The sequence below is a fragment of the Amycolatopsis sp. NBC_00438 genome (genome assembly GCF_036026695.1).
Taxonomy (GTDB): domain Bacteria; phylum Actinomycetota; class Actinomycetes; order Mycobacteriales; family Pseudonocardiaceae; genus Amycolatopsis.
Map to the genome: position 1 here is coordinate 1,021,638 of NZ_CP107923.1, position 22,197 is coordinate 1,043,834.

23 protein-coding genes are annotated in these 22,197 nt (G+C 71.2%); 17 read left to right on the forward strand and 6 right to left on the reverse strand.

The genetic code is table 11. The features are described from left to right. Positions 1–3 precede the first annotated feature (3 nt). On the forward strand, positions 4–708 hold the full coding sequence (locus OG494_RS04895) for a GntR family transcriptional regulator (RefSeq protein WP_328452355.1): 705 nt from the start codon (positions 4–6) through the stop codon (positions 706–708). On the opposite strand, the gene OG494_RS04900 is transcribed toward OG494_RS04895, so the two are convergent. Next, on the reverse strand, positions 678–1,292 hold the full coding sequence (locus OG494_RS04900) for a DJ-1/PfpI family protein (RefSeq protein ID WP_328452357.1): 615 nt from the start codon (positions 1,290–1,292) through the stop codon (positions 678–680). The genes OG494_RS04895 and OG494_RS04900 overlap by 31 nt on opposite strands. 62 nt (positions 1,293–1,354) lie before the next feature. On the opposite strand from OG494_RS04900, the gene OG494_RS04905 reads away from it, so the two are divergent. The 5 genes from OG494_RS04905 (at position 1,355) to OG494_RS04925 (ending at position 7,804) form a co-directional block, all read left to right on the forward strand. Continuing rightward, positions 1,355–2,686, forward strand: coding sequence for an aminotransferase-like domain-containing protein (locus OG494_RS04905; RefSeq protein WP_328452359.1), 1,332 nt, complete (start codon positions 1,355–1,357; stop codon positions 2,684–2,686). 214 nt (positions 2,687–2,900) lie between these two features. Beyond that, complete coding sequence (locus OG494_RS04910) at positions 2,901–4,061, forward strand: acyltransferase (RefSeq protein WP_328452361.1); 1,161 nt, start codon at positions 2,901–2,903, stop codon at positions 4,059–4,061. 139 nt (positions 4,062–4,200) lie between these two features. Next, positions 4,201–5,901, forward strand: a complete 1,701-nt coding sequence (locus tag OG494_RS04915) for a CTP synthase (RefSeq protein WP_328452363.1) — start codon at positions 4,201–4,203, stop codon at positions 5,899–5,901. Beyond that, on the forward strand, positions 5,898–6,527 hold the full coding sequence (locus OG494_RS04920) for an NUDIX hydrolase (protein WP_328452365.1): 630 nt from the start codon (positions 5,898–5,900) through the stop codon (positions 6,525–6,527). The genes OG494_RS04915 and OG494_RS04920 overlap by 4 nt, the downstream gene beginning before the upstream one ends. Positions 6,528–6,604: 77 nt before the next feature. Beyond that, a complete protein-coding gene (locus OG494_RS04925; protein ID WP_328452367.1) occupies positions 6,605–7,804 on the forward strand; it encodes an IS30 family transposase in 1,200 nt (399 codons plus the stop codon). Between the two features lie 58 nt (positions 7,805–7,862). Here the strand turns inward: OG494_RS04925 and OG494_RS04930 are convergent, their stop codons facing one another. Next, positions 7,863–8,378 (reverse strand): DUF1707 domain-containing protein, encoded by a 516-nt coding sequence (locus OG494_RS04930; protein ID WP_328452372.1) that lies wholly within the window; start codon positions 8,376–8,378, stop codon positions 7,863–7,865. Between the two features lie 108 nt (positions 8,379–8,486). On the opposite strand from OG494_RS04930, the gene xerD reads away from it, so the two are divergent. The 6 genes from xerD to OG494_RS04960 all read left to right on the forward strand — a co-directional run bounded on the left by xerD (position 8,487) and on the right by OG494_RS04960 (position 13,676). Then, a complete protein-coding gene (xerD, locus tag OG494_RS04935) occupies positions 8,487–9,389 on the forward strand; it encodes a site-specific tyrosine recombinase XerD (protein WP_328458871.1) in 903 nt (300 codons plus the stop codon). 146 nt (positions 9,390–9,535) lie between these two features. Further along, positions 9,536–10,507 (forward strand): ParA family protein, encoded by a 972-nt coding sequence (locus tag OG494_RS04940; protein WP_328452374.1) that lies wholly within the window; start codon positions 9,536–9,538, stop codon positions 10,505–10,507. Then, positions 10,504–10,926 carry a cobyrinic acid a,c-diamide synthase gene (locus tag OG494_RS04945; protein WP_328452376.1) on the forward strand — a complete coding sequence of 141 codons (423 nt, stop codon included), beginning with the start codon at positions 10,504–10,506 and terminating at the stop codon, positions 10,924–10,926. The genes OG494_RS04940 and OG494_RS04945 overlap by 4 nt, the downstream gene beginning before the upstream one ends. Then, the gene (locus OG494_RS04950; protein ID WP_328452378.1) at positions 10,926–11,885 is read left to right on the forward strand and encodes a segregation and condensation protein A; all 960 of its coding nucleotides are present in this window, start codon (positions 10,926–10,928) and stop codon (positions 11,883–11,885) included. The genes OG494_RS04945 and OG494_RS04950 overlap by 1 nt, the downstream gene beginning before the upstream one ends. After that, positions 11,882–12,937, forward strand: a complete 1,056-nt coding sequence (gene scpB, locus OG494_RS04955; RefSeq protein WP_442874381.1) for an SMC-Scp complex subunit ScpB — start codon at positions 11,882–11,884, stop codon at positions 12,935–12,937. Before OG494_RS04950 ends, scpB begins: the two co-directional genes overlap by 4 nt. Next, on the forward strand, positions 12,924–13,676 hold the full coding sequence (locus OG494_RS04960) for a pseudouridine synthase (RefSeq protein ID WP_328452380.1): 753 nt from the start codon (positions 12,924–12,926) through the stop codon (positions 13,674–13,676). The genes scpB and OG494_RS04960 overlap by 14 nt, the downstream gene beginning before the upstream one ends. Here OG494_RS04960 and OG494_RS04965 read toward each other — a convergent pair. Continuing rightward, on the reverse strand, positions 13,655–13,963 hold the full coding sequence (locus OG494_RS04965) for a class I SAM-dependent methyltransferase (protein WP_328452382.1): 309 nt from the start codon (positions 13,961–13,963) through the stop codon (positions 13,655–13,657). The two genes, OG494_RS04960 and OG494_RS04965, sit on opposite strands and share 22 nt — an antisense overlap. A gap of 87 nt (positions 13,964–14,050) precedes the next feature. Here OG494_RS04965 and OG494_RS04970 point away from each other — a divergent pair, with 87 nt between their 5' ends. Continuing rightward, positions 14,051–15,925, forward strand: coding sequence for a Xaa-Pro dipeptidyl-peptidase (locus tag OG494_RS04970; protein ID WP_328452383.1), 1,875 nt, complete (start codon positions 14,051–14,053; stop codon positions 15,923–15,925). Here OG494_RS04970 and OG494_RS04975 read toward each other — a convergent pair. Genes OG494_RS04975 through OG494_RS04985 form a run of 3 tightly spaced genes read right to left on the reverse strand, consistent with a single transcriptional unit; the run spans position 15,922 to position 18,010 of the window. After that, the gene (locus OG494_RS04975; RefSeq protein ID WP_328452385.1) at positions 15,922–17,115 is read right to left on the reverse strand and encodes a cation:proton antiporter; all 1,194 of its coding nucleotides are present in this window, start codon (positions 17,113–17,115) and stop codon (positions 15,922–15,924) included. The two genes, OG494_RS04970 and OG494_RS04975, sit on opposite strands and share 4 nt — an antisense overlap. Before the next feature lie 7 nt (positions 17,116–17,122). Continuing rightward, complete coding sequence (locus OG494_RS04980; protein ID WP_328452387.1) at positions 17,123–17,605, reverse strand: cation:proton antiporter regulatory subunit; 483 nt, start codon at positions 17,603–17,605, stop codon at positions 17,123–17,125. A 36-nt stretch (positions 17,606–17,641) separates the two neighbouring features. Continuing rightward, positions 17,642–18,010 (reverse strand): DUF4267 domain-containing protein, encoded by a 369-nt coding sequence (locus tag OG494_RS04985; RefSeq protein ID WP_328452389.1) that lies wholly within the window; start codon positions 18,008–18,010, stop codon positions 17,642–17,644. A gap of 92 nt (positions 18,011–18,102) precedes the next feature. Here OG494_RS04985 and OG494_RS04990 point away from each other — a divergent pair, with 92 nt between their 5' ends. The 4 genes from OG494_RS04990 to der all read left to right on the forward strand — a co-directional run bounded on the left by OG494_RS04990 (position 18,103) and on the right by der (position 22,096). Beyond that, on the forward strand, positions 18,103–18,669 hold the full coding sequence (locus OG494_RS04990; protein WP_328452391.1) for a TetR/AcrR family transcriptional regulator: 567 nt from the start codon (positions 18,103–18,105) through the stop codon (positions 18,667–18,669). Between the two features lie 469 nt (positions 18,670–19,138). Beyond that, the gene (gene cmk / locus OG494_RS04995) at positions 19,139–19,843 is read left to right on the forward strand and encodes a (d)CMP kinase (protein WP_328458873.1); all 705 of its coding nucleotides are present in this window, start codon (positions 19,139–19,141) and stop codon (positions 19,841–19,843) included. A 167-nt stretch (positions 19,844–20,010) separates the two neighbouring features. After that, positions 20,011–20,571: a lysophospholipid acyltransferase family protein gene (locus OG494_RS05000; protein WP_442874464.1), complete on the forward strand. Its 561-nt coding sequence runs from the start codon at positions 20,011–20,013 to the stop codon at positions 20,569–20,571. Between the two features lie 16 nt (positions 20,572–20,587). Beyond that, positions 20,588–22,096, forward strand: a complete 1,509-nt coding sequence (gene der, locus OG494_RS05005; protein WP_328452392.1) for a ribosome biogenesis GTPase Der — start codon at positions 20,588–20,590, stop codon at positions 22,094–22,096. Positions 22,097–22,197 lie beyond the last annotated feature (101 nt).

A 22,197-nucleotide genomic window follows, 5' to 3' on the forward strand; every position in this document is an offset into this window, starting at 1 on the left:
GGCGTGTTGAACGAGAGGGGACCCGTGACGTCGGCGAGCGAGCGGCAACCCCTCGCGGCCACCCGGCAGCGGGTGCGCGACGAGCTGCGCGAACGGATCCTGACCGGCCGCCTCCGCCCGGGGGACCGGCTGGTCGAGCGTGAGCTGGCCGAGGACCTGGGCGTGTCCAGGGTGCCGGTGCGCGAGGCCATCCGCAGCCTGGAGGCCGAAGGGTTCCTCGTCGAGCAGTCGGCGCGCCGGATCGTCGTCCGGCAGCTCGCGCGGGTCGACGTCGAGGAGCTGTTCGACGTCCGCGAGGCCCTTGAGGGGCTCGCCGCGGGGCGCGCGGCCGAGCGGGCGGGCGCGCCGGAGCTGAAGCGGCTCGAGCGGCTGCTCGCCGACGCCGCCCGCGCGACGGCCCGTGGCGACGCGGCCAGGATCACCGTGCTCAACTCGCGCTTCCACGACGAGATCGTGGCCCTCGCGGGCAACACGCTGCTCACCACGATGCTGCAGCCGCTGCAGGGCAGGCTCCGCTGGCTGACCAGCCAGAACGAGCACTGGACCGAGCTGCTCGACGAGCACCGCCGGCTCTACGACGCGATCGCTTCGGGGGACGCGGACCGCGCGCACGCCGAAGCCGTCGAGCACGTGCGCGTCAACCGTGAGGTGACGCTGAAGTCCCTCTTCGGCGACGATCAGGCGGAGATCGCCGCCGGTTCGAGGTAGGGCGTCACGTTCCGCAGCGCCCGCTCGACGTAGTCGTCCTTCTCGCCGACGGGCGCGACGTAGTGCATGGCGTGCTCGGCCGCGTCGAGACCCTGGAGCCGGGTGATGATCCAGGTGGCGAGGTAGGTCGAGGCCAGGCAGCCACCGGCGGTGGCGAGGTCGCCGCGGGCGAAGAACGGCTGGTTCAGCACCTCGACGCCGGCCGCGAGCACCCACGGCTTGGTCGTCAGGTCGGTGCAGGCGGGCATGCCCGCCAGCAGCCCGAGCTTCGCCAGCACGAGCGTGCCCGAACACTGCGCGGCCAGCAGCTGCCGGGCGGGGTCGAGCCGCGCCAGCGTGCTCATGATCGCCGGGTCCTCGACGACTTCGCGGGTCCGCACGCCGCTGCCGACGATGACGGCGTCGGCAGTGCAGGCCTCTTCCAGGCCGATCATGGCGTCGATCGTGACGCCGTTCATCGACGTCATCCGCGGGGCCGGGCTCGCGATCGACACCCGCATGCCGGTCACCCGGTTGAGGACGCCCAGCGCGATGAGCGAGTCGAGCTCGTTGTAGCCGTCGAAGGTGAGGATCGCGATGTGCATTTCGGCAGGTTAAGGCGGCTGATCCAGGACAGTCCACAAATTGTCCTGCCTACAATCGCGGCGTGCGGGTGCCGAAGTACAAGGTGATCGTGGACGCGTTCGCGGCGAAGATCCGTGGCGGGCAGTGGCCGGTCGGCACGCGGCTGCCCACCCACCGGCGGCTCGCGGCCGACGAGGGCATCGCCGTCGTGACGGCGTCGCGGGCTTACGACGAACTCGAAGCGATGGGTCTGGTCAGCTGTGAGCAGGGGCGGGGCACGTTCGTCCGCGATCTGGCTGCCGGCGACGACGTCGATGAGCGGGCGGTCGCGGCCGACGCGGTCGACCTCAGCTTCAACTCACCCTCGGTCCCAGGTCAGGCCGACCTGCTGCGCGAGGCGTTGCGGGACCTCGCCTCGGCCGGGGACCTCGACGCGCTGCTGCGCTACCAGCCGCACCGCGGGCGCGCCGGCGACCGGGAGTCCGTCGCCCGCTACCTGCGGCGGCGCGGGCTCGACACCGGCCGCGAACGGGTGCTGATCGTCAACGGCGCGCAGCACGGCCTCGCCGTGACGGCCATGGCCCTGTTCCGGCCCGGGGACGTCGTCGCGGTGGACGCCCTGACCTACCCCGGGTTCCGGGTGCTCGCCCGCACGCTCGGGCTGGACCTGGCGCCGCTGCCGGCGGCCGGGGCGGGGCCGGACCTCGACGCCTTCGACCGGTTGTGCCGCGGACGCCGGGTCCGCGCGGTGTACACGATGCCGACCCTGCACAACCCGCTCGGCTGGGTACTCGACGACGAGCGGCGCGCGCGGCTGGTCGCGATCGCCCGCCGCCACGGCGTGACGATCGTCGAGGACGCCTCGTACGCCTACCTCGCCGAGGACGCGCCGCCGCCGCTGGCGATGCTCGCGCCGGAGATCACCATCCACGTGTCGGGCCTGTCGAAGAGCGTCGCGACCGGGCTGCGGGTCGGGTTCGTGACGGCGCCCGGCCCGCTCGTGCCGGCGCTCGAACGCGCCATCCGCGCCACGACGTGGAACACGCCCGCCCTGACCGCGGCGATCGCCCGCCGCTGGCTCGACGACGGCACCGTCGACCGCCTCGAGGCGCGCAAGCGCGAAGACGCCCGCGCGCGGGAAGCCGTCGCGTCGGAGGTGCTGGCCGGGCTGCCCCGCGCCGCGCATCCGGCGTCGTACTTCGTGTGGCTGCCCCTGGGCCCGGACACGCGCCCGGACCGGATCGCGGCGGCGCTGGCCCGGCGGCGGGTCGCGGTGGCCACCGCGGAGCCGTTCGCGACGACGCCGGCGGTGCCCCACGCCCTCCGGCTGGCGCTGGGCTCGGTCGCGCTGGGCGAATTACGCACCGCGTTGGAAGCGGTCCGCGACGAGGTCGAGGCCGACGCGCGTCGCTGAACCGGCCTAGCGCGAGCGTCACATTGAGTGCACGGAAGCTCACCCGTTAACATGATCACCGGCTCCCCGCTCCCTGAACGGCAGTGGCATATCCGACAGCGCGCGGGACCCGGTCCAACAGGCGGTTCCCAGTGGCTTCATGGGAAATTCACAGAATGGGCGGCAAACCTGAGACCGTGATCAACGCCGAATCCGGTGCCGTGAAGGTGGCACGATGACGACCGCCCAGGCCACGCTCGAGGCCCCCGCCCGCAGTGCGAGACCGGGCGGTAAAGCGCCCTACCTCCACCAGATCGACCTGTTCCGGTTGATCACCTTCGCCTGCGTCATCCTGATCCACGTGGTCGGCGCGACGAACTTCGCGCAGGACGTCGGGGCGAACGCCGTCGAGACCCCGCTGCACTTCACGCGTGAGGCCTTCTTCGCGCTGACCGGGTTCGTGCTGGTGTTCCAGAACCGCGGCCGCGAACTCACCGCCGGCGAGTTCTGGCGCCGCCGCCTGCCGCTGGTCGCGACGCCCTACCTCGCGTGGACGATGTTCTTCTGGGCCTATTCGCTGGTCACCGGCGGACAGCAGCCCGGCTCGCTCGAGGCGTCGATGCGCCTGCTGCTGACCGACCTCGTCACCGGCGGCGCCTGGTACCACCTGTACTTCCTGCTCGTGACGATGCAGGTCTACCTGCTGTTCCCGGTGCTGATGAAGGTGCTGCGCGCTACCGCGGGCCACCACAAGTGGCTGCTGCTGGGGAGCGGGCTGCTGCAGGTCGGGGTGGTCGCGTTCATGACCTACCAGCCGCTGGGCGTCAGCTACGAGACGATCACGCGCCTCTACGCCACGATCCTGCCGTACCAGTTCTACACGCTGTTCGGCGCGCTGGTGGCCATGCACTTCGAGACCGTGCACGCCTGGGTGGGCCGGCACCGGCTGCTGCTCGGCGGCGCGCTGGTGGCGGTGCTGGCCGGCACCGAGTGGTGCTACCTCCGGACCGTCCACAGTGGAACTTTCCCGCAGGTGGCCAGTGATCCGTTCCAGCCTTACCTGATCCCGTGGTTCCTCACGGTCATCGCGGCGATCTACGCGTTCACCACGTGGTGGGCCGCGCGCCGCACCGAAGGTGGCCGCGGCGCGCGCCTGGTCTCCTGGGCGGCGAACCGGTCGTTCAGCATCTTCCTGGTCCACCCGCTCGCCCTGGCCCTGCTGGGCCCGGTGATCCCGCACGTCGCGGAGCGCTTCGGGGCGCCGTGGCTCAGCGTGGTCGTCTACGTCGCCACGATCGCGCTGACGATCGTCATCGTCGAGGTGCTCCGGCGGCTGCCGGGCAGCCGCGCGCTCACCGGCCGTCCCCGCCTGCGGTTGGCGAAGGCCGCCGCCTGACGCGTGGTCAGCGGCACTGTGTCTTGCGGGGTCGAACCCCGCGCCCCGCCGGTGGGCTCCGCCCCCGCGGACCCCCCGAAAGCGGCTTAGGGCATGTCACAGCGAGCGGATCCTCAGGCGTCGGATATGCTGGCGGCCCGTGGGACTTCAGTCGCGGGCTACCAAGTACGTATTTGTCACCGGAGGCGTCGCCTCCTCTCTGGGTAAGGGACTCACGGCCTCGAGCCTGGGACAACTCCTTACCGCGCGCGGGCTTCGCGTCACGATGCAGAAGCTCGATCCGTACCTCAACGTCGACCCCGGGACGATGAACCCGTTCCAGCACGGTGAGGTGTTCGTCACCGACGACGGCGCCGAGACCGACCTCGACATCGGGCACTACGAGCGCTTCCTCGACCGCTCCCTCGACGGCAAGGCCAACGTCACGACCGGTCAGGTCTACTCCGAGGTCATCGCCAAGGAGCGTCGCGGCGAATACCTGGGCGACACGGTGCAGGTCATTCCGCACATCACCGACGAGATCAAGTCCCGGATCACCGCGGCCGCCGAGCCCGACGAGGCCGGGAACGCCCCGGACGTCGTCATCACCGAGGTCGGCGGCACGGTCGGCGACATCGAGTCGCTGCCGTTCCTCGAGGCGTGCCGCCAGGTCCGCCACGACGTCGGTCGCGACCAGTGCTTCTTCCTGCACGTCTCGCTGGTGCCGTACCTGGCGCCGTCGGGCGAGCTGAAGACGAAGCCGACCCAGCACTCGGTCGCCGCGCTGCGCAACATCGGCATCCAGCCCGACGCGCTGGTCTGCCGGGCCGACCGGGAGATCCCCGAGGACCTCAAGCGCAAGATCGGCCTGATGTGCGACGTCGACCAGGAGGCGGTCATCGCCTGCCCGGACGCGCGGTCCATCTACGACATCCCGAAGGTGCTGCACCGCGAGGCGCTCGACGCCTACGTGGTGCGCCGCCTCGGCCTGCCGTTCCGCGACGTCGACTGGACGGTGTGGGGCGACCTGCTCGACCGGGTGCACAACCCGAGCGAGGTCGTGAAGATCGCGGTCGTCGGCAAGTACATCGACCTGCCGGACGCGTACCTCTCGGTCACCGAGGCGCTGCGCGCGGGCGGGTTCGCGCACCGGGCCAAGGTCGAGATCGTCTGGGTCGCCTCCGACGACGCGCAGACCGCGTCCGGCGCGGCGTCCGTACTGTCCGATGTGGACGGTGTGCTGATCCCCGGCGGGTTCGGCATCCGCGGCATCGAGGGCAAGGTCGGCGCGATCGAGTACGCCCGCACCCGCGGCGTGCCGCTGCTGGGCCTGTGCCTCGGCCTGCAGTGCATGGTCATCGAGGCGGCCCGGCACCTGGCCGGCATCGAGGACGCCGGGTCGTCGGAGTTCGACGAGAACACCACGCACCCGGTGATCTCGACGATGGCCGACCAGCGCGACGTCGTCGCCGGCGAGCGCGACATGGGCGGCACGATGCGGCTCGGCGCGTACCCGGCGAAGCTCAAGCCGGGTTCGCAGGTCGCGAAGGCGTACGGCACCACCGACGTGTCCGAGCGGCACCGGCACCGCTACGAGGTGAACAACGCCTACCGCAAGCAGCTCACCGACGCCGGCCTGGTGTTCTCCGGCACGTCGCCGGACGACCGCCTGGTCGAGTTCGTCGAGCTGCCCGCCGAGAAGCACCCGTTCTTCGTCGGCACCCAGGCGCACCCCGAGCTCAAGAGCCGCCCGACCCGGCCGCACCCGCTGTTCAGCGCGTTCGTCAAGGCCGTGGTGGACCGCAAGGTCGCCGAGCGGCTGCCGGTCGAGCTGCCCGAGACCTCCGTGGCCGCCCGGTGACCGCGCCGGGCGAGCACGAGTTCACCGTCGCGGCCAGCCGCGACGTCCACATCGGACGGGTCGTCGGCCTGCGGATCGACGAGGTGGTGATGCCGGGCGGCGCCACCGCGACCCGCGAGGTCATCGAGCACCTCGGCGCGGTCGCGATCCTCGCGCTGGACGAGGACGAGCAGGTCACGCTCATCCACCAGTACCGGCACCCGATGGGGCACCGGCTGTGGGAGCTGCCGGCCGGCCTGATCGACCACCTCGGGGAGGACCCGGTCGGCACGGCCAAGCGCGAACTCGTCGAGGAAGTCGGTTTGGCCGCCGAGGACTGGGTGACGCTGGTCGACGTCGCGGCGTCGCCCGGTTTCACCGACGAGGTGGTGCGGATCTTCCTGGCCCGCGGACTGTCCGATGTGGAGCGTGACGTGCTCGGGGACGAGGAGGCCGACCTGGTCGTCCGCAAGTTCCCGCTGGCCGAGGCGGTCCGGATGGCCCTGGCGGGCGAGCTGGTGAACGGCGCCACGGTGTCCGGCGTCCTGGCCGCGCACGCGGTGGTCACCGGGGGCGCCCGGGCGCGCCCGGCCGACGCCCCGTGGCCCGACCGCCCGACGGCGTTCGCCAAGCGCCGCGAAGGCTGAGCAGTCCAAAGTCCGTGAAGGCCCCTCGGATTCATGAGGTCATCGCAACACCACCTCAACGAAAGGTGGGATTGCAGATGGCGCGAGTGCATCGCTGGCTGCCGAGGTCGGTGCAGCTGGAGTTCTGGGACCAGGTCCGGGCCGGGACAGCGGCGAAGCCGGCCGCGCAAGCGGCCGGCTTCGCCCCGACCACCGGAGTGCGGCTGTTCCGTCAAGCTGGCGGGGTGATCAGCAATGCACCCCGCCAGCCCGGCCCGCTCCGGTTGAGTATCGCTGAACGGGACGAGATCGCCTGCCTGAAAGCTGCAGGCCACGGCCCCCGCGCCATCGGCCGGGCGATCGGACGCCCGGCCTCGACGGTGTCACGGGAGCTGGCCCGCAGCACTGGCCTGACCGGCGCGTATCGGGCCAGCTCGGCCCAGCACCGCGCCGACGACCGCGCGAAACGACCGAAGGTCGCGAAACTCCGGGCCGACCCGGTGCTGCGGAAGATCGTGCAGGCGGGGCTGGACCGCAAGTGGTCACCCCAGCAGATCTCCGAGAGACTGGTGCTGGATTTTCCTGACCGGCCGGAGATGCGGGTGTCACACGAAACGATCTACCAGTCGCTGTATGTGCAGGGCCGGGGTGCGCTACGCCGGGAACTGACCACCGCGCTGCGGACCGGGCGGGCGTTGCGAATGCCACGACGTCAAGCCCAGGCCCGCCGGGAACGACCCTCGGGCCGGATCCAGGACATGGTCAACATCAGTGAACGGCCGGCTGAGGTCGCTGACCGGGCCGTTCCGGGGCATTGGGAAGGGGACCTGATCCTGGGCAAGGACAACAAGTCGGCGATCGGGACGCTGGTGGAACGCCAGACCCGGTTCGTGATGTTGCTGCACCTACCCGACGGACGGGACGCCGCCACCGTCGCGGCGGCGATGACGGAGATGATCGCGGTGTTGCCGCCGTTGCTGCTGGGCTCGCTGACCTGGGATCAGGGCAAGGAAATGGCCCATCACCGGAAGATCACCGTGGACACCGGGTTGGAGATCTACTTTTGTGACCCGCATTCGCCGTGGCAGCGGGGCAGCAACGAGAACACCAACGGCCTGTTGCGTCAGTACTTCCCGAAAGGCACTGACCTGTCCCAGCACAACGCGGCGGAGTTGGTGCGGGTAGCCGAAGAGCTGAACGGGCGGCCGCGGGAGACCCTCGGCTGGCGAACACCAGCCGAGGTCCTCACGGCGTTACTGTTGGATCAGCAGACACCAGGTGTTGCTACCACCGCGTGAATCCGCCCCCCCTTGAGGGACGTAGAGTCCCTCAAGGGGGCCTTCACGGACTTGCGAGTCAGGGGCGCAGGGGGCGGCCTTCGGCGTCCAGGCCGCCGTTGGCCAGCAGCATGATGCCGTCGATGATCGGCCAGAGCACGCCGACCCCGGTCATCAGGACGACGAGGAGCTGGAGCAGGCCCAGCCCGGTCTGGCCGGTGTAGAACCGGCCGACGCCGAACGGCAGCACGATCTGGAGCACCCCGGCCACGGTCTTGGACCGGTAGGACGCGGGCACCGGCATCGGCGGCGCATACGGCAGCGGCATCGGGGCCGGCGCCGGGAGCGGCCCGTACATCGGCAGCTGCATCGTCGGCTGCGCGTACATCGGCGCCGGCGCGAGGAACCCCGGGTGCGGCTGTGGCAGGTCGCGGAACAACGGCCGCAGGTCGCCGATGGTGACGGCGGCGTAGGCGTCCGTCACCCGCGTCTCGTACTCGTCGGGGGTGATGCGGCCCATGCCGAAGTGGTCGGCGAGCAGTCTCGCCGCCTCTTCCCGCTCGGCCGTGCCGATGCGGAGCTCGTCGGACTCCATGAATCCAAGGTAACCGCGTGAAGCTGAGAACGGGGTTTCTGCAGGGTCACGGACTCTTCGCGGCCTAAGGTGACCCGCGTGGCCTCCAGCCCGCACAGCACGGCCGACGTGATCGCCGCGTACCTCGACCACCTGGTCGTCGAACGCGGGACCGCGCGCAACACCCTGGACAGTTACGCCCGTGACCTGCGCCGGTACGCCGCGCACCTCGACGGTTCCGGGATCGGGAAGATCGCCGACGTCACCGCCGCGCACGTCACCTCGTTCGGCGCCGCGCTGCGCGAAGGTGACGCCGAGCACCAGCCGCTGGCCGCGTCGTCGGCCGCCCGGGCGCTGGTCGCCGTGCGGGGCCTGCACAAGTTCGCGCACGCGGAGGGCGTCACCGAGCACAACCCGGCCCGCGAGGTCCGGCCGCCGACCCCGGCGAAACGGCTGCCCAAGGCCCTGCCGGTCGACGACGTGCTGCGGCTGCTGGAGACCCCGGCGCCGGACGGCGAACGCGCGCTGCGCGACCGGGCGCTGCTGGAACTGCTCTACTCGACCGGCGCCCGCATCTCCGAGGCCGTCGGCCTGGACCTGGACGACATCGACGACGACGAGCGCACGGTCCTGCTCGACGGCAAGGGCGGCAAGCAGCGGCTGGTGCCGATCGGCCGGCCGGCGATCGCCGCGCTGCACGCCTACACCGTCCGCGCGCGGCCCGTGCTCGCTTCGCACGGCCGCGGCACCGCGGCGATGTTCCTCAACGTCCGCGGCAGCAGGCTTTCGCGGCAGAGCGCGTGGCAGGTGCTCAAGGACACGGCCGAGCGCGCCGGGATCGCCGTCGCCGTCTCGCCGCACACGCTGCGCCACTCCTTCGCCACGCATCTGCTCGAAGGCGGCGCGGACGTGCGGGTCGTGCAGGAACTGCTCGGCCACGCGTCGGTGACCACGACGCAGGTGTACACCCTGGTCACGGTCAACACGCTGCGCGAGGTGTACGCGACGGCGCACCCCCGGGCGTTGGGCTAGACGGCCGTATACAGGCGTAACAGCCTTCCTGCGCTGGACCGACGCTCGGCTGACATTGCCCCCTCGGGTCCGGCGCGTTGCTTTGCCGGGGCTCCGAGTCCGCGCATAGGCTGCCCCGGACGCCACAGACAAGGAGCCTTCTCGCCATGTCGACACCGAACCAGCCGGCCGTACCGGCCGCGTCCGCCGGGTCGGCCGCGGCGAACCTCCAGCACGCCACCATCGCCACCCCCGTGAACCACGACGGCGACGAACCGAGAGAGCGCAACGGCAAGAAGGTGAAGCTCGAAGGCATCGGGCCGACCGGCCGCCCGATCCGCGAACACCCCGATCCGGCGCCCCTGGACCACCACGGCCCGGCGAAGATCATGGCGATGTGCAACCAGAAGGGCGGCGTCGGCAAGACGACGTCGACCATCAACCTGGGCGCCGCCCTCGCCGAATACGGCCGCAAGGTGCTGCTCGTCGACTTCGACCCGCAGGGCGCGCTCGCCGTCGGTCTCGGCATCCAGCCGCACGAACTGGACCACACGGTCTACAACGCCATCATGGAGCGCGCCGTCAGCGCCACCGACGTGCTGCTGAAAACCCGCGTCGACGGCGTTGACCTGCTGCCGAGCAACATCGACCTGTCCGCGGCGGAGGTCCAGCTCGTCGCTGAGGTAGGGCGCGAACACACGTTGTTACGGGTCCTTCGTCCGGTCATGAACGACTACGACTATGTTCTTGTCGACTGCCAGCCCTCGCTCGGCCTTCTCACGGTGAACGCGCTGACCGCCGCGGACGGCGTGATCATCCCGTTGGAGTGCGAGTTCTTCAGTCTGCGAGGTGTAGCGCTCCTGATCGACACGATCGAGAAGGTGCAGGAACGCCTCAACCCCAAACTGGACATAGTCGGGATTCTCGCCACCATGTACGACCCGAGAACCCTGCACTCGAAGGAGGTCATGGCTCGCGTGGTGGAGGCATTCGGCGAGACCGTGTTCGACACGGTCATCAACCGCACGGTGCGGTTCCCCGAGACGACGGTCGCGGGTGAGCCGATCACGACCTGGGCGCCCAAGTCGGCCGGCGCGGCGGCGTACCGCCAGCTGGCACGCGAGGTGATCGCTCGGTGAGCAGGCGCGCCTCCCTGCCCGGAGCGTCGGAGCTCTTCCGCATCACCTCCAGCCCCGCTCTCGATCTCCCGCCCCAGACGTCGTCCGCGCCCGCCGAACCCGTCGAAAACGGCAACGGCAAGGCAGCGGGCAACGGTCGCACGGAGCAGCTCGCCCGCAGCGGCGACGCCCCGCACGGCTCCGGCCGGACCAAGCACGACGCGAAGATCACCGTCTACGTCTCCGGCGACGAGCTCGTGGCCATGGAGCAGGCCCGGCTGACGCTGCGGGCCAAGCACGAGCTGGTCGTCGACCGCGGCCGGCTGGTCCGCGAGGCGGTCGCGGTGCTGCTGGCCGACTTCGACGCGAACGGCGAGGACTCGGTGCTGGTGCAGCGGTTGCGGGTGGTCGGCTCAGACGGCGGCGAAACCGAGGGCTGATGGACACCCCGGCATCGGCCGAAGTGCCGCCGGAGCCGGTCGGAGAGGTCCCAGAGGAACAGACTCCCGACGAGCAGGCCCCGGACGAACAGCCGCACGAGCACCAGACGGTGCACGGCGGCCTGGTTCCCGAAGGCCTGGCCAACGAGGAACTGAGCACGTCGAAGTTCAAGGTGCGGCTGGCCAACTTCGAAGGGCCGTTCGACCTGCTGCTGCAGCTGATTTCGCAGCACCAGCTCGACGTCACCGAGGTGGCGCTGCACCGGGTCACCGACGACTTCATCGCCTACACCCGGGCGCTGGGCACCGACTGGAACCTCGACGAGACGACCGAGTTCCTGGTCATCGCGGCGACCCTGCTCGACCTCAAGGCCGCGCGGCTGCTGCCGTCGGCGGAGGTCGAGAACGAGGACGATCTCGCTCTGCTCGAAGCCCGTGACCTGCTGTTCGCGCGGATCCTGCAGTACCGCGCGTACAAGCAGGTGGCGGCGCTGTTCGGTGAGCTGGAACAGGGCGCGCTGCGGCGGTACCCGCGGTCGGTGGCGCTGGAGGAGCGGTTCGTCGGGCTGCTGCCCGAGGTGATGCTGGGCGTGACACCGGAGAAGTTCGCCGACATCGCCGTCACGGTGTTCAAGCCGAAACCGCCGCCGACGGTGTCGATCGCCCACATCCACATGGGCCGGGTGTCGGTGCGCGAGCACGCGGCGCTGCTGCGGGTGATGCTGGCCGAACGCGGCCAGGCGACGTTCGGCGAGCTCGTCGACGACTGTGAGCACACGGTCGAGATCGTGGCGCGCTTCCTGGCGCTGCTGGAGCTCTACCGCGAGGCGACGGTGCAGTTCGAGCAGTCCGAGGCCCTGGCCGAGCTGCACGTGCGCTGGACCGGCGGGTCGAAGGAAGAAGCCTCCGTCGTGGCCGAGCAGGATCTCACCGCCGGAGACGAAGAGGAGTACGGGTGAGCCCCGAAGACAACGACCGGGTCCGCGACGACGACGTGGCGGCCGAGGTCGCGGCGCCGGAACCGCCGGCGAGCGAAGAACCGGCCGAGGCCGCGGCGGAGCTGGCCCTGGACGAGGCGTTGTCCGGCGAGCCGGTCACCGAGGACGGCGACCCGGTGGAGCCGCTCGTGGAGCCGGCCGCCGCCGTTGACGAGGCTGCTGCCGACGTGCCCGCGGTCGCGGAGGCCGCTGCCGACGATGGCGCCGCGGAGGAAGTGCCGGCTGAGGCGCCTGCTGCCGACGTGCCCGCGGACGCGGCGGCCGCTGCTGCGGAGCCGGTGGCCGAGGAAGCCGCCGCCGAAGAGCCTCCGGCCGACGAGGCCGCGCCGGACCGGGCCGCGGCCGAAGCCGTCGCGCCTGGGGAAGCCGTCTCCGGGGAAGCCGAGCCGGCGGGCGAGCCGCTGCCGGAACCCGCCGATCCCGAGTCCGATCTTGTCGCCGCCGGGGATGCCGACTCGCTGCCCGACATCCGTTCCGACGAGGCTCTCGAGGCCGCTCTCGAGGCGTTGCTGCTGGTCGTCGACTCGCCCGCGAGCGAGGAATCCCTCGCCGACACCCTGGAGCAACCGCGGGCCCGGATCGTCGTCGCGCTGCGCACCATGGCCCAGAAGTTCACCGACCGGATGAGCGGGATCGACCTGCGCCGCGTCGGCGAAGGGTGGCGGTTCTACACTAGAGACGTCTATGCCCCGTTCGTGGAGAAGCTCCTGCTGGACGGCCAGCGGTCGAAGCTGACCCGGGCCGCGCTGGAGAGCCTCGCCGTGATCGCGTACCGGCAGCCGGTGACCCGTTCCAGGGTCGCCGCGGTGCGCGGCGTGAACGTGGACGGCGTCATCCGGACGCTGCTCGCGCGCGGCCTCATCGGAGAGATGGGGACCGACCCCGAGACGACCGGGACGCTGTACGTGACGACCGAGCTGTTCCTGGAGCGACTGGGGCTGTCGTCACTGAACGACTTGCCGGCCATCGCTCCGTTGCTACCCGAAGTGGACTCCATCGATGACTTCCAGTGAACACCCCGACGGCGTCCGCCTGCAGAAGGTGCTGTCCCAGGCCGGGGTCGCGTCCCGGCGCGCGGCGGAGGACCTGATCGTCGCCGGCCGCGTCCAGGTGAACGGCGAGATCGTCAACGAGCTCGGCCGCCGCGTCGACCCGGACGTAGCGGTCATCCACGTCGACGGCACCCGCGTGAACCTGCGCGACGACCTGATCTACCTGGCGCTGAACAAGCCCAAGGGCGTCCACTCGACGATGTCGGACGACCGCGGCCGCCCGTGCGTCGGCGAGTACCTGATGGGCCGTTACGAGGAGACGCCCGGCGTCGTGCACGTCGGCCGGCTCGACGAGAACACCGAGGGCCTGCTGCTGCTGACCAACGACGGTGACCTCGGTCACCGGCTGATGCACCCGTCCTACCAGGTGCTCAAGACCTACCTGGCCGAGGTCGACGGGCTCGTGCCGCGCGGGCTCGGCAAGGAGCTGCGCAACGGCTGGGAGCTGCCGGACGGCATCATCAAGGTCGACCAGTTCCGGGTCAAGGACATGCACTCCGGCAAGTCGCTGGTGGAGCTGGTCATCCACGAGGGCAAGAAGCACATCGTGCGGCGGCTGCTCAAGGACACCGGGCACCCGGTCCTCAAGCTGGTCCGCACCGCGATCGGCGACGTCCAGCTCGGCAACCAGCGTGTCGGCTCGATCCGCCGCCTGACGAAGGGCGAGGTCGGCTCGCTCTACCGCACCGTCGAGCTCTGACGCCGCTTTCGGGGCCGGGTGGCGGAGCCCCGGTTGTCACAGCACGGCGCTGACGAACCCGCCGGCGGTCTGATCGTCGGAGGCCGGGCGGCCGTACCGCTCGGCCGGCTCGGCGCGGGTGACGGTGGCGGGACGCCGGGGTCGAACCCGGCGGCCCGCAGCCGACTTGCCCAGTCTTCGCGCAAGTCGGCCGGGACGACGACCCGCTCGCACGACGGTTCGGCGCCCCGCCCGGTCAGCACCCGGTTCTTGAACGCCCGGCCGCGAGCAGCACCACCTGGGCGCACCCGGCGGTCAGTGCGGTGCGGCCGGCCGCTCTACCCCCGACTTTCCGCCGTGGCGGGAACGATCTCCGGCTCGCTAGCGTGACGCGCATGCGATCCGGTCTGGTGTGCGGAATCCTCGCGGTGGTCCTGTTCGGCGCGCTCACCCCCGCGGTGGCCGCGGCGCCCCGGGCGAGCGAACCGGTCTACGACTACTCGAAGGCGATCCGCGAGACCGTCTGGGTCGACATCGGCCACGACGGTGACGGCGACGGCAAGCCCGACCGGGTCGCCGCCGACGTCGTGCGGCCGGCCGAACCCGCGGCGGCGGGCACCGAGGTGCCGGTGATCATGGACGCCAGCCCGTACTACTCGTGCTGCGGGCGCGGCAACGAGAGCGAGCTGAAGAGCTACGACAGCGCCGGGAAGCCGGTGAAGTTCCCCCTGTTCTACGACAACTACTTCGTGCCGCGCGGGTACGCGGTGGTGCTCGTCGACCTGGCCGGGACGAACCGCTCGGCCGGCTGCGCGGACGTCGGCGGCGCTTCGGACGTCGACTCGGCTCGCAAGGTGGTCGACTGGCTGAACGGCCGCGCCACCGGGTACAGCGCGAAGACCGGCGGCAGCGCCGTGACGGCGGGCTGGAGCACCGGGAACGTCGGCATGATCGGCAAGTCCTACGACGGCACGATCGCCAACGGCGTCGCCGCGACCGGGGTCGCCGGGCTGAAGACCATCGTGCCGATCTCGGCGATCAGCTCCTGGTACGACTACTACCGCTCGGACGGCGCGACCTTCGGCTTCAACCCGGCCGGGCTGGCGCAGACCGTCGAGGCGAACAACAGCGGGCAGAACTGCGCGGCGCAGAACCAGGCCCTGACCACGGGCGCGACCGCGAACGGCGACTACGGGCCGCTGTGGGCCGCGCGGGACTACGTCGCCCAGGCGCGCAACGTCCACGCCAGCGTGCTGGTTTCGCACGGCGTCAACGACCTCAACGTCAAGACGATCAACTTCGGGCAGTGGTGGGACGCGCTGGCCGCGAACGGCGTCGAGCGCAAGATCTGGCTCGCCCAGACCGGGCACGTCGACCCGTTCGACTACCGCCGTGCCGACTGGGTCGACCTGCTGCACCGCTGGTTCGACCACTACCTGCTCGGGCTCGACAACGGCGTCCAGAACGGCCCGGTGGCCAGCGTCGAGCGGCAGCCGGACCAGTGGGCCGACCAGTCCGCCTACCCGGCCGCGAACGCCGTCACGACGGCGTTGCGCCCGCAGGCCGGCGGCAAGCTCGCCACCGCGACCGCGTCGGGCACGGCGTCGTTCACCGACAACCCGAACGTGGGCGAGGACACCTGGGTCACGAACCCGGGCAGCGCGGCGCTGACCTACTCGACCGGCACGCTGACCTCGGCCCTGCAGGTGTCCGGGACGTCTTCGCTGACGGTCACGGCGACCCCGGGCACGGCGTCGGCGCGGCTTTCGGCGCTGCTCGTGGACCTCGGCCCCGCGACGATCCGCAACTTCGCGGGCAGCGGCGAGGGCATCAAGACGGGGACGACGGAGAACTGCTGGGGCTCGTCGACGGCGGGTGACGACGGGTGTTACCGCGTGGCCTCCGCGGACGTGAAGAAGGTGAACTACACGATCCTCAGCCGCGGCTGGGCGGACCTCGCGAACTACGCTTCCCTTACGCAGGAACGGGTCCTGACGCCGGGGACGGCGTACACGATGACGTTCCGCCTGGCGTCGACGGACCACGTCGTGCCGAAGGGCCACGCGCTGGCCCTGATCATCGGCGGCACGGACGGCAGCTTCATCCGCGGACCGGCCCAGCCAGGACGCGTCACGGTGGACCTGGCCCGCACGTCGGTGTCGGTCCCGCTGGCCGGAGTCCTCCCGGCGGCATCAACCCACCCGACCCCCGATGGCGGCGCGTTCGTACCGTCGGCGGGCCGGGCCTTCACGGCTTTGCGCCGACGCTAGCTCGCTTCGGCGGGAGCGGTGCGGGTGGCCGATTTCCGTTGCAGGGCGCGGGCGATCGGCTCGACGACCCGGGCCGCCGTCGGGCCGAGGATCGCCATCAGCAGGACGTACGCGGTGGCGAGGGCGGCCAGTTCGCCGTCCACCGCGCCCGCCGTCACCGCCAAGCCGGCGATGACGATCGAGAACTCGCCGCGGGCCACCAACGAAGCTCCGGCGCGCGCCCGGCCCATCTTCCCGATGCCCTGGCGGCGCGCGGCCCACCAGCCGGTGGCGACCTTCGTCAGCGTCGTGATCACCGCGAGCACCACGGCCCAGCCGAGCACCGGCGGGATCGACGCCGGGTTCGTGTTGAGGCCGAACACCACGAAGAACACCGCGGCGAACAGGTCCCGCAGCGGCTCGAGCATGTGCGTCGCGTTCTCCGCCGTCGAGCCGGAGATCGCGATGCCGAGCAGGAACGCGCCGACCGCGGCCGACACCTGCATCGCCGACGCGACCCCCGCCACCAGCAGCGCGGCGCCGAGCACCTTGAGCAGGAACACCTCGCGGTCCGGGCTGTCGACCGCGGCCGAGACGTACCGGCCGAACTTCAGCGCGATCACCAGCACCACGGTGATCACCAGCAGCGAGATCCCGACGGCTTCCATGCCGCCCAGCAACGAGACGCCGCCCAGCACCGCGGTGAGGATCGGCAGGTAGAGCGCCATCACCAGGTCTTCGAACACGAGGATCGACAGCACCACCGGCGTCTCGCGGTTGCCGAGCCGGCCGAGGTCGCCGAGGACCTTGGCGACGATCCCGGACGACGAGATGTACGTGACGCCCGCCATCACCATCGCGCCGACCGGGCCCCAGCCCAGCAGCAGCGCCACGGCCGCGCCCGGGGCGGCGTTGAGGACGATGTCGACCAGCCCGGCCGTCCACGAGCGGCGCAGCCCGGTGAACAGCTCGGCCGCGGAGTACTCCAGGCCGAGCAACAGGAGCAGCAGCACGACGCCGATTTCGCTGGCCAGGTGCGTGAAGCCGCCGATGTCGGTGAGCGGGATCAGCCCGCCGGAGCCGAAACAGAGGCCGCCGAGCAGGTAGAGCGGGATGGGGGAGAGGCCGATCTTCCCGGCCAGGCGCCCGAGCACGCCCAGCACGAAGAAGACCGCCCCCAGTTCGATCAGGGACAGCGCGGTGTGGTCCATCGTGCGCTCAGCCGTACTTCAGGATCTTGACGGCGGCCTCGAGGCCCTCGCCGGTGCCCACCGCCACCAGCAGGTCGCCCCCGGTGAGGGTGAAGTCCGGCGTCGGCGAGGGGTGCACCTGGCCGGCGCGCGCCACCGCGACCACCGAAACCCCGGTGCGGGTGCGCATCGCCGTGTCGCCGAGCGTGCGGCCGTCGAACGGGCCGGACTGCTTGATCGGCAGCTGCCGGGTGCTGATCCCGGGCAGGTCCCGGTGCTCCTCGGTCAGCTGCGCGACCAGCTGGGGCGCGCCGAGCAGGTTGGCCAGCGCGCCGGCTTCGTCGGCGGTCAGCGGGATCGAAGCGACGCACGTATCGGGATCGTCGGACTTGGAGACGATCAACTCGATGTGACCGTCCCGCTGGGTGACGACGCCGAGGCGGCGGCCGGTACGGGTGGCGAAGTCCTTGCGGACCCCGATGCCGGGCAGGGGAGTTACTTCGACGTTCACCCAACCACCGTAACCCACGTGTCCGATTCGCGACTTTCAGCCGAGAAGCAGCAGGCCCGCCGCGATGACCATCACGAGCGCGGTCAGGCCGTGGACGCTGTACGCGATGACCTTCTTCCCGCCGTGGCGCAGAACGATCAGCATGTCGAGGACGGGCCAGACGGCCGCGGCGAGGATGGCCCAGCCGAGCGCGTGCGGGTCGCCGTAGATCATCAGGGCCAGCGGGATCAGCCCGGCCCCGATGTCCCGGCCGCCCTTGACGTTGAGGAAGCTTTCGGCGTTTTCGGGGACCTCGGTGAAACCGAAGCCGGCGGCGATCTTGGCCGGCGCGAAGAGGTAGTTGAGGCCGACGTAGATGATGCCGAGCGAGACGATCGCGACGAGGACGTAACCGGCGACGAGCATGGTGTTTCCCTCCAGTTTTCTAGCGGTGCTAGCGATACTAGCAACGCTAACTTAGCGGCGCTAGATTGTCTAGCGGTGCTAGTATCAGCGGCATGACCCAGCGACAGCGCCGAGTGCGCGACCGGACCGAGCGCGGGCAGCGGATCGTCTCCGCGGCCCGGGAGCTGGCCGAGGCGGAGGGCTGGGACGCCGTCACCACACGGCGGCTCGCGGCGCTGATCGAGTACAGCCAGCCGGTGCTCTACAGCCACTTCCCGGGCGGCAAGGACGCGATCATGGCGGCGGCCGCGCTGGAGGGCTTCGCCGAGCTGGCCGCAGTGCTGGCTTCTGCTCGCGAAGGCGGTGTCGCCGGGGTCGCGGGCGCGTACGTCGCCTTCGCCGACGCCAAGCCCGCGCTCTACGACGCGATGTTCACGCTGGCGTCGGACCTGCCCTTCGCGCGGGACGACACGCCACCCGTGCTCCAGGAGGCCTTCGCGGGCCTGTTCGCGGTGGTCGAGCCGGTGGCCGGCGGCCAGCAGCCGGGCACGCTGACCGAGGTGTTCTGGGGCGCGCTCCACGGACTCGTCACGCTGGACCGCGGCCACCGGCTTTCCCCGGAGAACCACGCGGAGCGGCTGGCCGTGGTGGTCGCCCGCTTCGGCGCGCCCGGCACCTGACGCCGTATGCCGTGAAGGGCACCTTCAGGGACTTATAAGCCATGAGGGTGCCCCTCACGGCATTGCGCCCGGCGGTGGCGTCCGGTCGGCTCGCGTACCCGGACGGACGGCTCGCGTACCCGGACGGTCGGCTCGCGTACCCGGAGGGTCGGCTCGCGTGTTTGGGGGTCGACCCGCGTACCTGGATGGTCGGCTCGCGTACCTGGACGGTCGACCCGCGTACCTGGACGGTCGGCTCGCGTACCTGGAGGGTCGGCTCGTGTGTCTGGAGGGTCGACACGGTCGAGGTCGCCCGCTTCGCGGCGGGTCCGCCTCGGCGCCGATGCCGTGAGGGTGCCCCTCACGGCGTTGCGCTCCGGGGCGAAGGCGTCCCGACTGATCCCGTTCGCACCCCGCCCGGCAGAATGGGGTACGGCCCGAACGAGACGAGAACGCGAGGAGAGTGCCGGTGACGGGAGCCCTACGAGGTGTGGTCGCGCTGGACGGCCCGTCGGGGACCGGGAAGACCACCGTCGCGCGCAAGCTCGCCCAGCGCCTCGGCGCCGGCTACCTCGACACCGGCGCGATGTACCGGATGGTCACCCTCGCCGTGCTGCGCGCGGACGTCGATCCGGCCGACGCCCAGGCCGTCGCGAAGCTCGCCGACAACGCCGACTTCGCCATCGGGACCAGCCCCGACCGGCCCGAGATCCGCCTCGCCGGCGAGGACGTCGCCGCAGACATCCGCGGGCCCGAGGTCACCAGGGCCGTCTCGCCCGTCTCGGCCGTGCCGCACGTGCGCGAACTGCTCGTCGCGCGGCAGCGGCGGATCATCGACGAGGTGCTCGACACCGTCGGCGGGATCGTCGTCGAAGGCCGGGACATCGGCACCGTCGTCGCGCCGGACTCGCCGCTCAAGGTCTACCTGACCGCGTCGGCCGACGTCCGCGCGTCGCGGCGCAGCACCCAGGACTCCGCGGCCGGGCGCAAGTCGTCGGTCGCCGACGCCCTGGCGAGCGTCGAGCGCCGCGACCACCTCGACTCGACCCGCGTGACGTCGCCGCTGCGCGCGGCCGAGGACGCCGTCCCGGTCGACACGTCCGAGCTGTCCATCGACCAGGTGATCGTCGCGCTCAGCGAGCTCGCCAGCCACCGCGGCCTGCTGGTGGGGTGCAACGCCGAGGTAGCTCGATGAAAGCTGGGTCCTCTGGGGCCGAGCCCCAGACCCCGGCCGGGGGGCAAGTCTCCCTGGACCCCCCGAAAAAATCGGCGGCCGGACTGCCCGAGGGCTCCGTCGGCTGGCTCCACGACGCCGGGCGGCTCTTCGGCCGGTACCATCTGCGGGCGGTCTTCCGGATCCGGGTGCACGGGCGCGAGCGGATGCCCGCGTCCGGGCCGGTGCTGGTGGTCGCCAACCACAGCTCGTTCATCGAGCCGCAGCTGATCTTCGGAATGCTGCCGCGGCGTTCGGCGTTCCTGGTCAAGGCCGAGCTGTTCGCCGGGATCGTCGGGAAGTTCTTCCTGGCGATCGGGCAGATCCCGCTCAAGCGCGGGGCGATCGACCGCAAACCGCTGATGACGGCGGTCGGCGTGCTCAAGGACGGCGGCGTCGTCGGGATCTTTCCCGAGGGCACCCGCGGCGCCGGGGACGTCGGCGCGGCCGAGCGCGGCGCGGCGTGGCTGGTCCGGGCGTCGGACGCGGTCGTGCTGCCGGTGGCGACCCGCGGGACGCTGCGGCCCGCGAACGGCAAGCGGCGCTGGCGCCCGCGCGTGGACATCCTCGTGGGGGAGCCGTTCACACCGAAGGTCGGACCCGGGAAGACCGGGCTCGACCAGGGCACCGAGGAGCTGCGCGGCGAGCTCGCGGCGCTCGTGAAGACTTTGGACGATTGGCGTGCCGAAAACGGTTTCGGTACGCCATAAGGGAAATTGGGTAGTGATGGCTGAGTTCGATTCCGCCTCTGCGGGAGAAATCACATCGGCGGCGTTGGACAGCGTCGGCGAAGTCGACGGCACCTGGTCGGACGAGACCGAGTTCGCCAGGATCGACGCGCAGATCGAGGCGGCGGAAGCGGCCGAGGAGGCCGCGCTCGCGCAGCCGGTGCTCGCCGTCGTCGGGCGGCCGAACGTGGGCAAGTCCACGCTGGTCAACCGCATCATCGGCCGCCGCGAAGCCGTGGTGCAGGACGTGCCGGGCGTCACCCGCGACCGCGTCGCCTACGACGCCTACTGGGGCGGGCGCAAGTTCACCCTGGTCGACACGGGCGGCTGGGAGCCGGACGCGACCGGGCTGCAGGCCTCCGTCGCCGCGCAGGCCGAGCTGGCCATGCAGACCGCCGACGCGATCCTGCTGGTGATCGACGCCTCGGTCGGGGCCACGGCCACCGACGAAGCCGCGTCCAAGGTGCTGCGCCGCTCGAAGAAGCCGGTGCTGCTCGTGGCGAACAAGGTCGACGACGACCGGCTGCTCGCGGACACCGCGTCGCTGTGGTCGCTCGGCCTCGGCGAGCCGCACCCGGTCAGCGCGCTGCACGGCCGCAGCTCCGGTGACCTGCTCGACGCCATCCTCAAGACCCTGCCCGAGGCGCCGCGCGAAGGCGTCGCGGCGACGTCGGGCCCGCGGCGCGTCGCGCTGGTCGGGAAGCCGAACGTCGGCAAGTCGAGCCTGCTGAACAAGCTCTCGGGCGAGGAGCGCTCGGTCGTCGACTCGGTGGCCGGCACCACGGTCGACCCGGTCGACTCGCTGGTCGAGCTGGACGGCGAGACCTGGCGGTTCATCGACACCGCGGGCCTGCGCAAGCGCGTCAACTTCGCCGCGGGCGCCGAGTACTACGCCTCGCTGCGCACCAAGACGGCGATCGACGCGGCCGAGGTCGCGGTCGTGCTGCTGGACGCCGCCGAGCCCATCTCGGAGCAGGACCTGCGGGTGCTGAGCATGGTCGTCGAGGCCGGGCGCGCGTGCGTGCTGGTGTTCAACAAGTGGGACCTGGTCGACGAGGACCGCCGGCACGCCATGGTCCGCGAGCTGGACCGCGGCCTGGTCCGCGTCCCGTGGGCCGAGAAGGTCAACGTCTCGGCGCTGACCGGGCGGTCGGTGCGCAAGATCGCTCCGGCACTGCGGACGGCGCTGGCGTCGTGGGACAAGCGGGTGCCGACCGGTCAGCTCAACGCGTGGCTGTCCGACCTGATCGCGGCCACCCCGCCGCCGGTCCGCAGCGGCAAGCAGCCGAAGGTGCTGTTCGCGACGCAGGCCGGCATCCGGCCGCCGACGCTGGTGCTGTTCACCACCGGCTTCCTCGAGGCGGGCTACCGCCGGTTCATCGAGCGGAAGTTCCGCGAGCAGTTCGGCTTCGAAGGCAGCCCCGTTCGGGTGAATGTGCGCATCCGCGAAAAGAAGGCGCGGCCGAAGGCCGGCGGAAAAGCGGCCAGGCCCGCCAAATCCCGGTGATTTCCTGACCCGTTCCGGCGAACACGCGTGCCTGGACGGACGACACGCGTACCTGGATGGACGACACGGCGCCCGGACGAATCTTCGGCCGGGCGCCGTCT

Bases quoted from the DNA above. Each gene is read 5' to 3' on its own strand.
- OG494_RS04900 (WP_328452357.1), bottom strand. From the start codon at position 1,292: ATGCACATCGCGATCCTCACCTTCGACGGCTACAACGAGCTCGACTCG.
- OG494_RS04910 (WP_328452361.1), top strand. From the start codon at position 2,901: ATGACGACCGCCCAGGCCACGCTCGAGGCCCCCGCCCGCAGTGCGAGA.
- OG494_RS04925 (WP_328452367.1), top strand. From the start codon at position 6,605: ATGGCGCGAGTGCATCGCTGGCTGCCGAGGTCGGTGCAGCTGGAGTTC.
- OG494_RS04930 (WP_328452372.1), bottom strand. From the start codon at position 8,378: ATGGAGTCCGACGAGCTCCGCATCGGCACGGCCGAGCGGGAAGAGGCG.
- OG494_RS04940 (WP_328452374.1), top strand. From the start codon at position 9,536: ATGTCGACACCGAACCAGCCGGCCGTACCGGCCGCGTCCGCCGGGTCG.
- OG494_RS04950 (WP_328452378.1), top strand. From the start codon at position 10,926: ATGGACACCCCGGCATCGGCCGAAGTGCCGCCGGAGCCGGTCGGAGAG.
- OG494_RS04960 (WP_328452380.1), top strand. From the start codon at position 12,924: ATGACTTCCAGTGAACACCCCGACGGCGTCCGCCTGCAGAAGGTGCTG.
- OG494_RS04970 (WP_328452383.1), top strand. From the start codon at position 14,051: ATGCGATCCGGTCTGGTGTGCGGAATCCTCGCGGTGGTCCTGTTCGGC.
- OG494_RS04975 (WP_328452385.1), bottom strand. From the start codon at position 17,115: ATGGACCACACCGCGCTGTCCCTGATCGAACTGGGGGCGGTCTTCTTC.
- OG494_RS04985 (WP_328452389.1), bottom strand. From the start codon at position 18,010: ATGCTCGTCGCCGGTTACGTCCTCGTCGCGATCGTCTCGCTCGGCATC.
- OG494_RS04990 (WP_328452391.1), top strand. From the start codon at position 18,103: ATGACCCAGCGACAGCGCCGAGTGCGCGACCGGACCGAGCGCGGGCAG.
- der (WP_328452392.1), top strand. From the start codon at position 20,588: ATGGCTGAGTTCGATTCCGCCTCTGCGGGAGAAATCACATCGGCGGCG.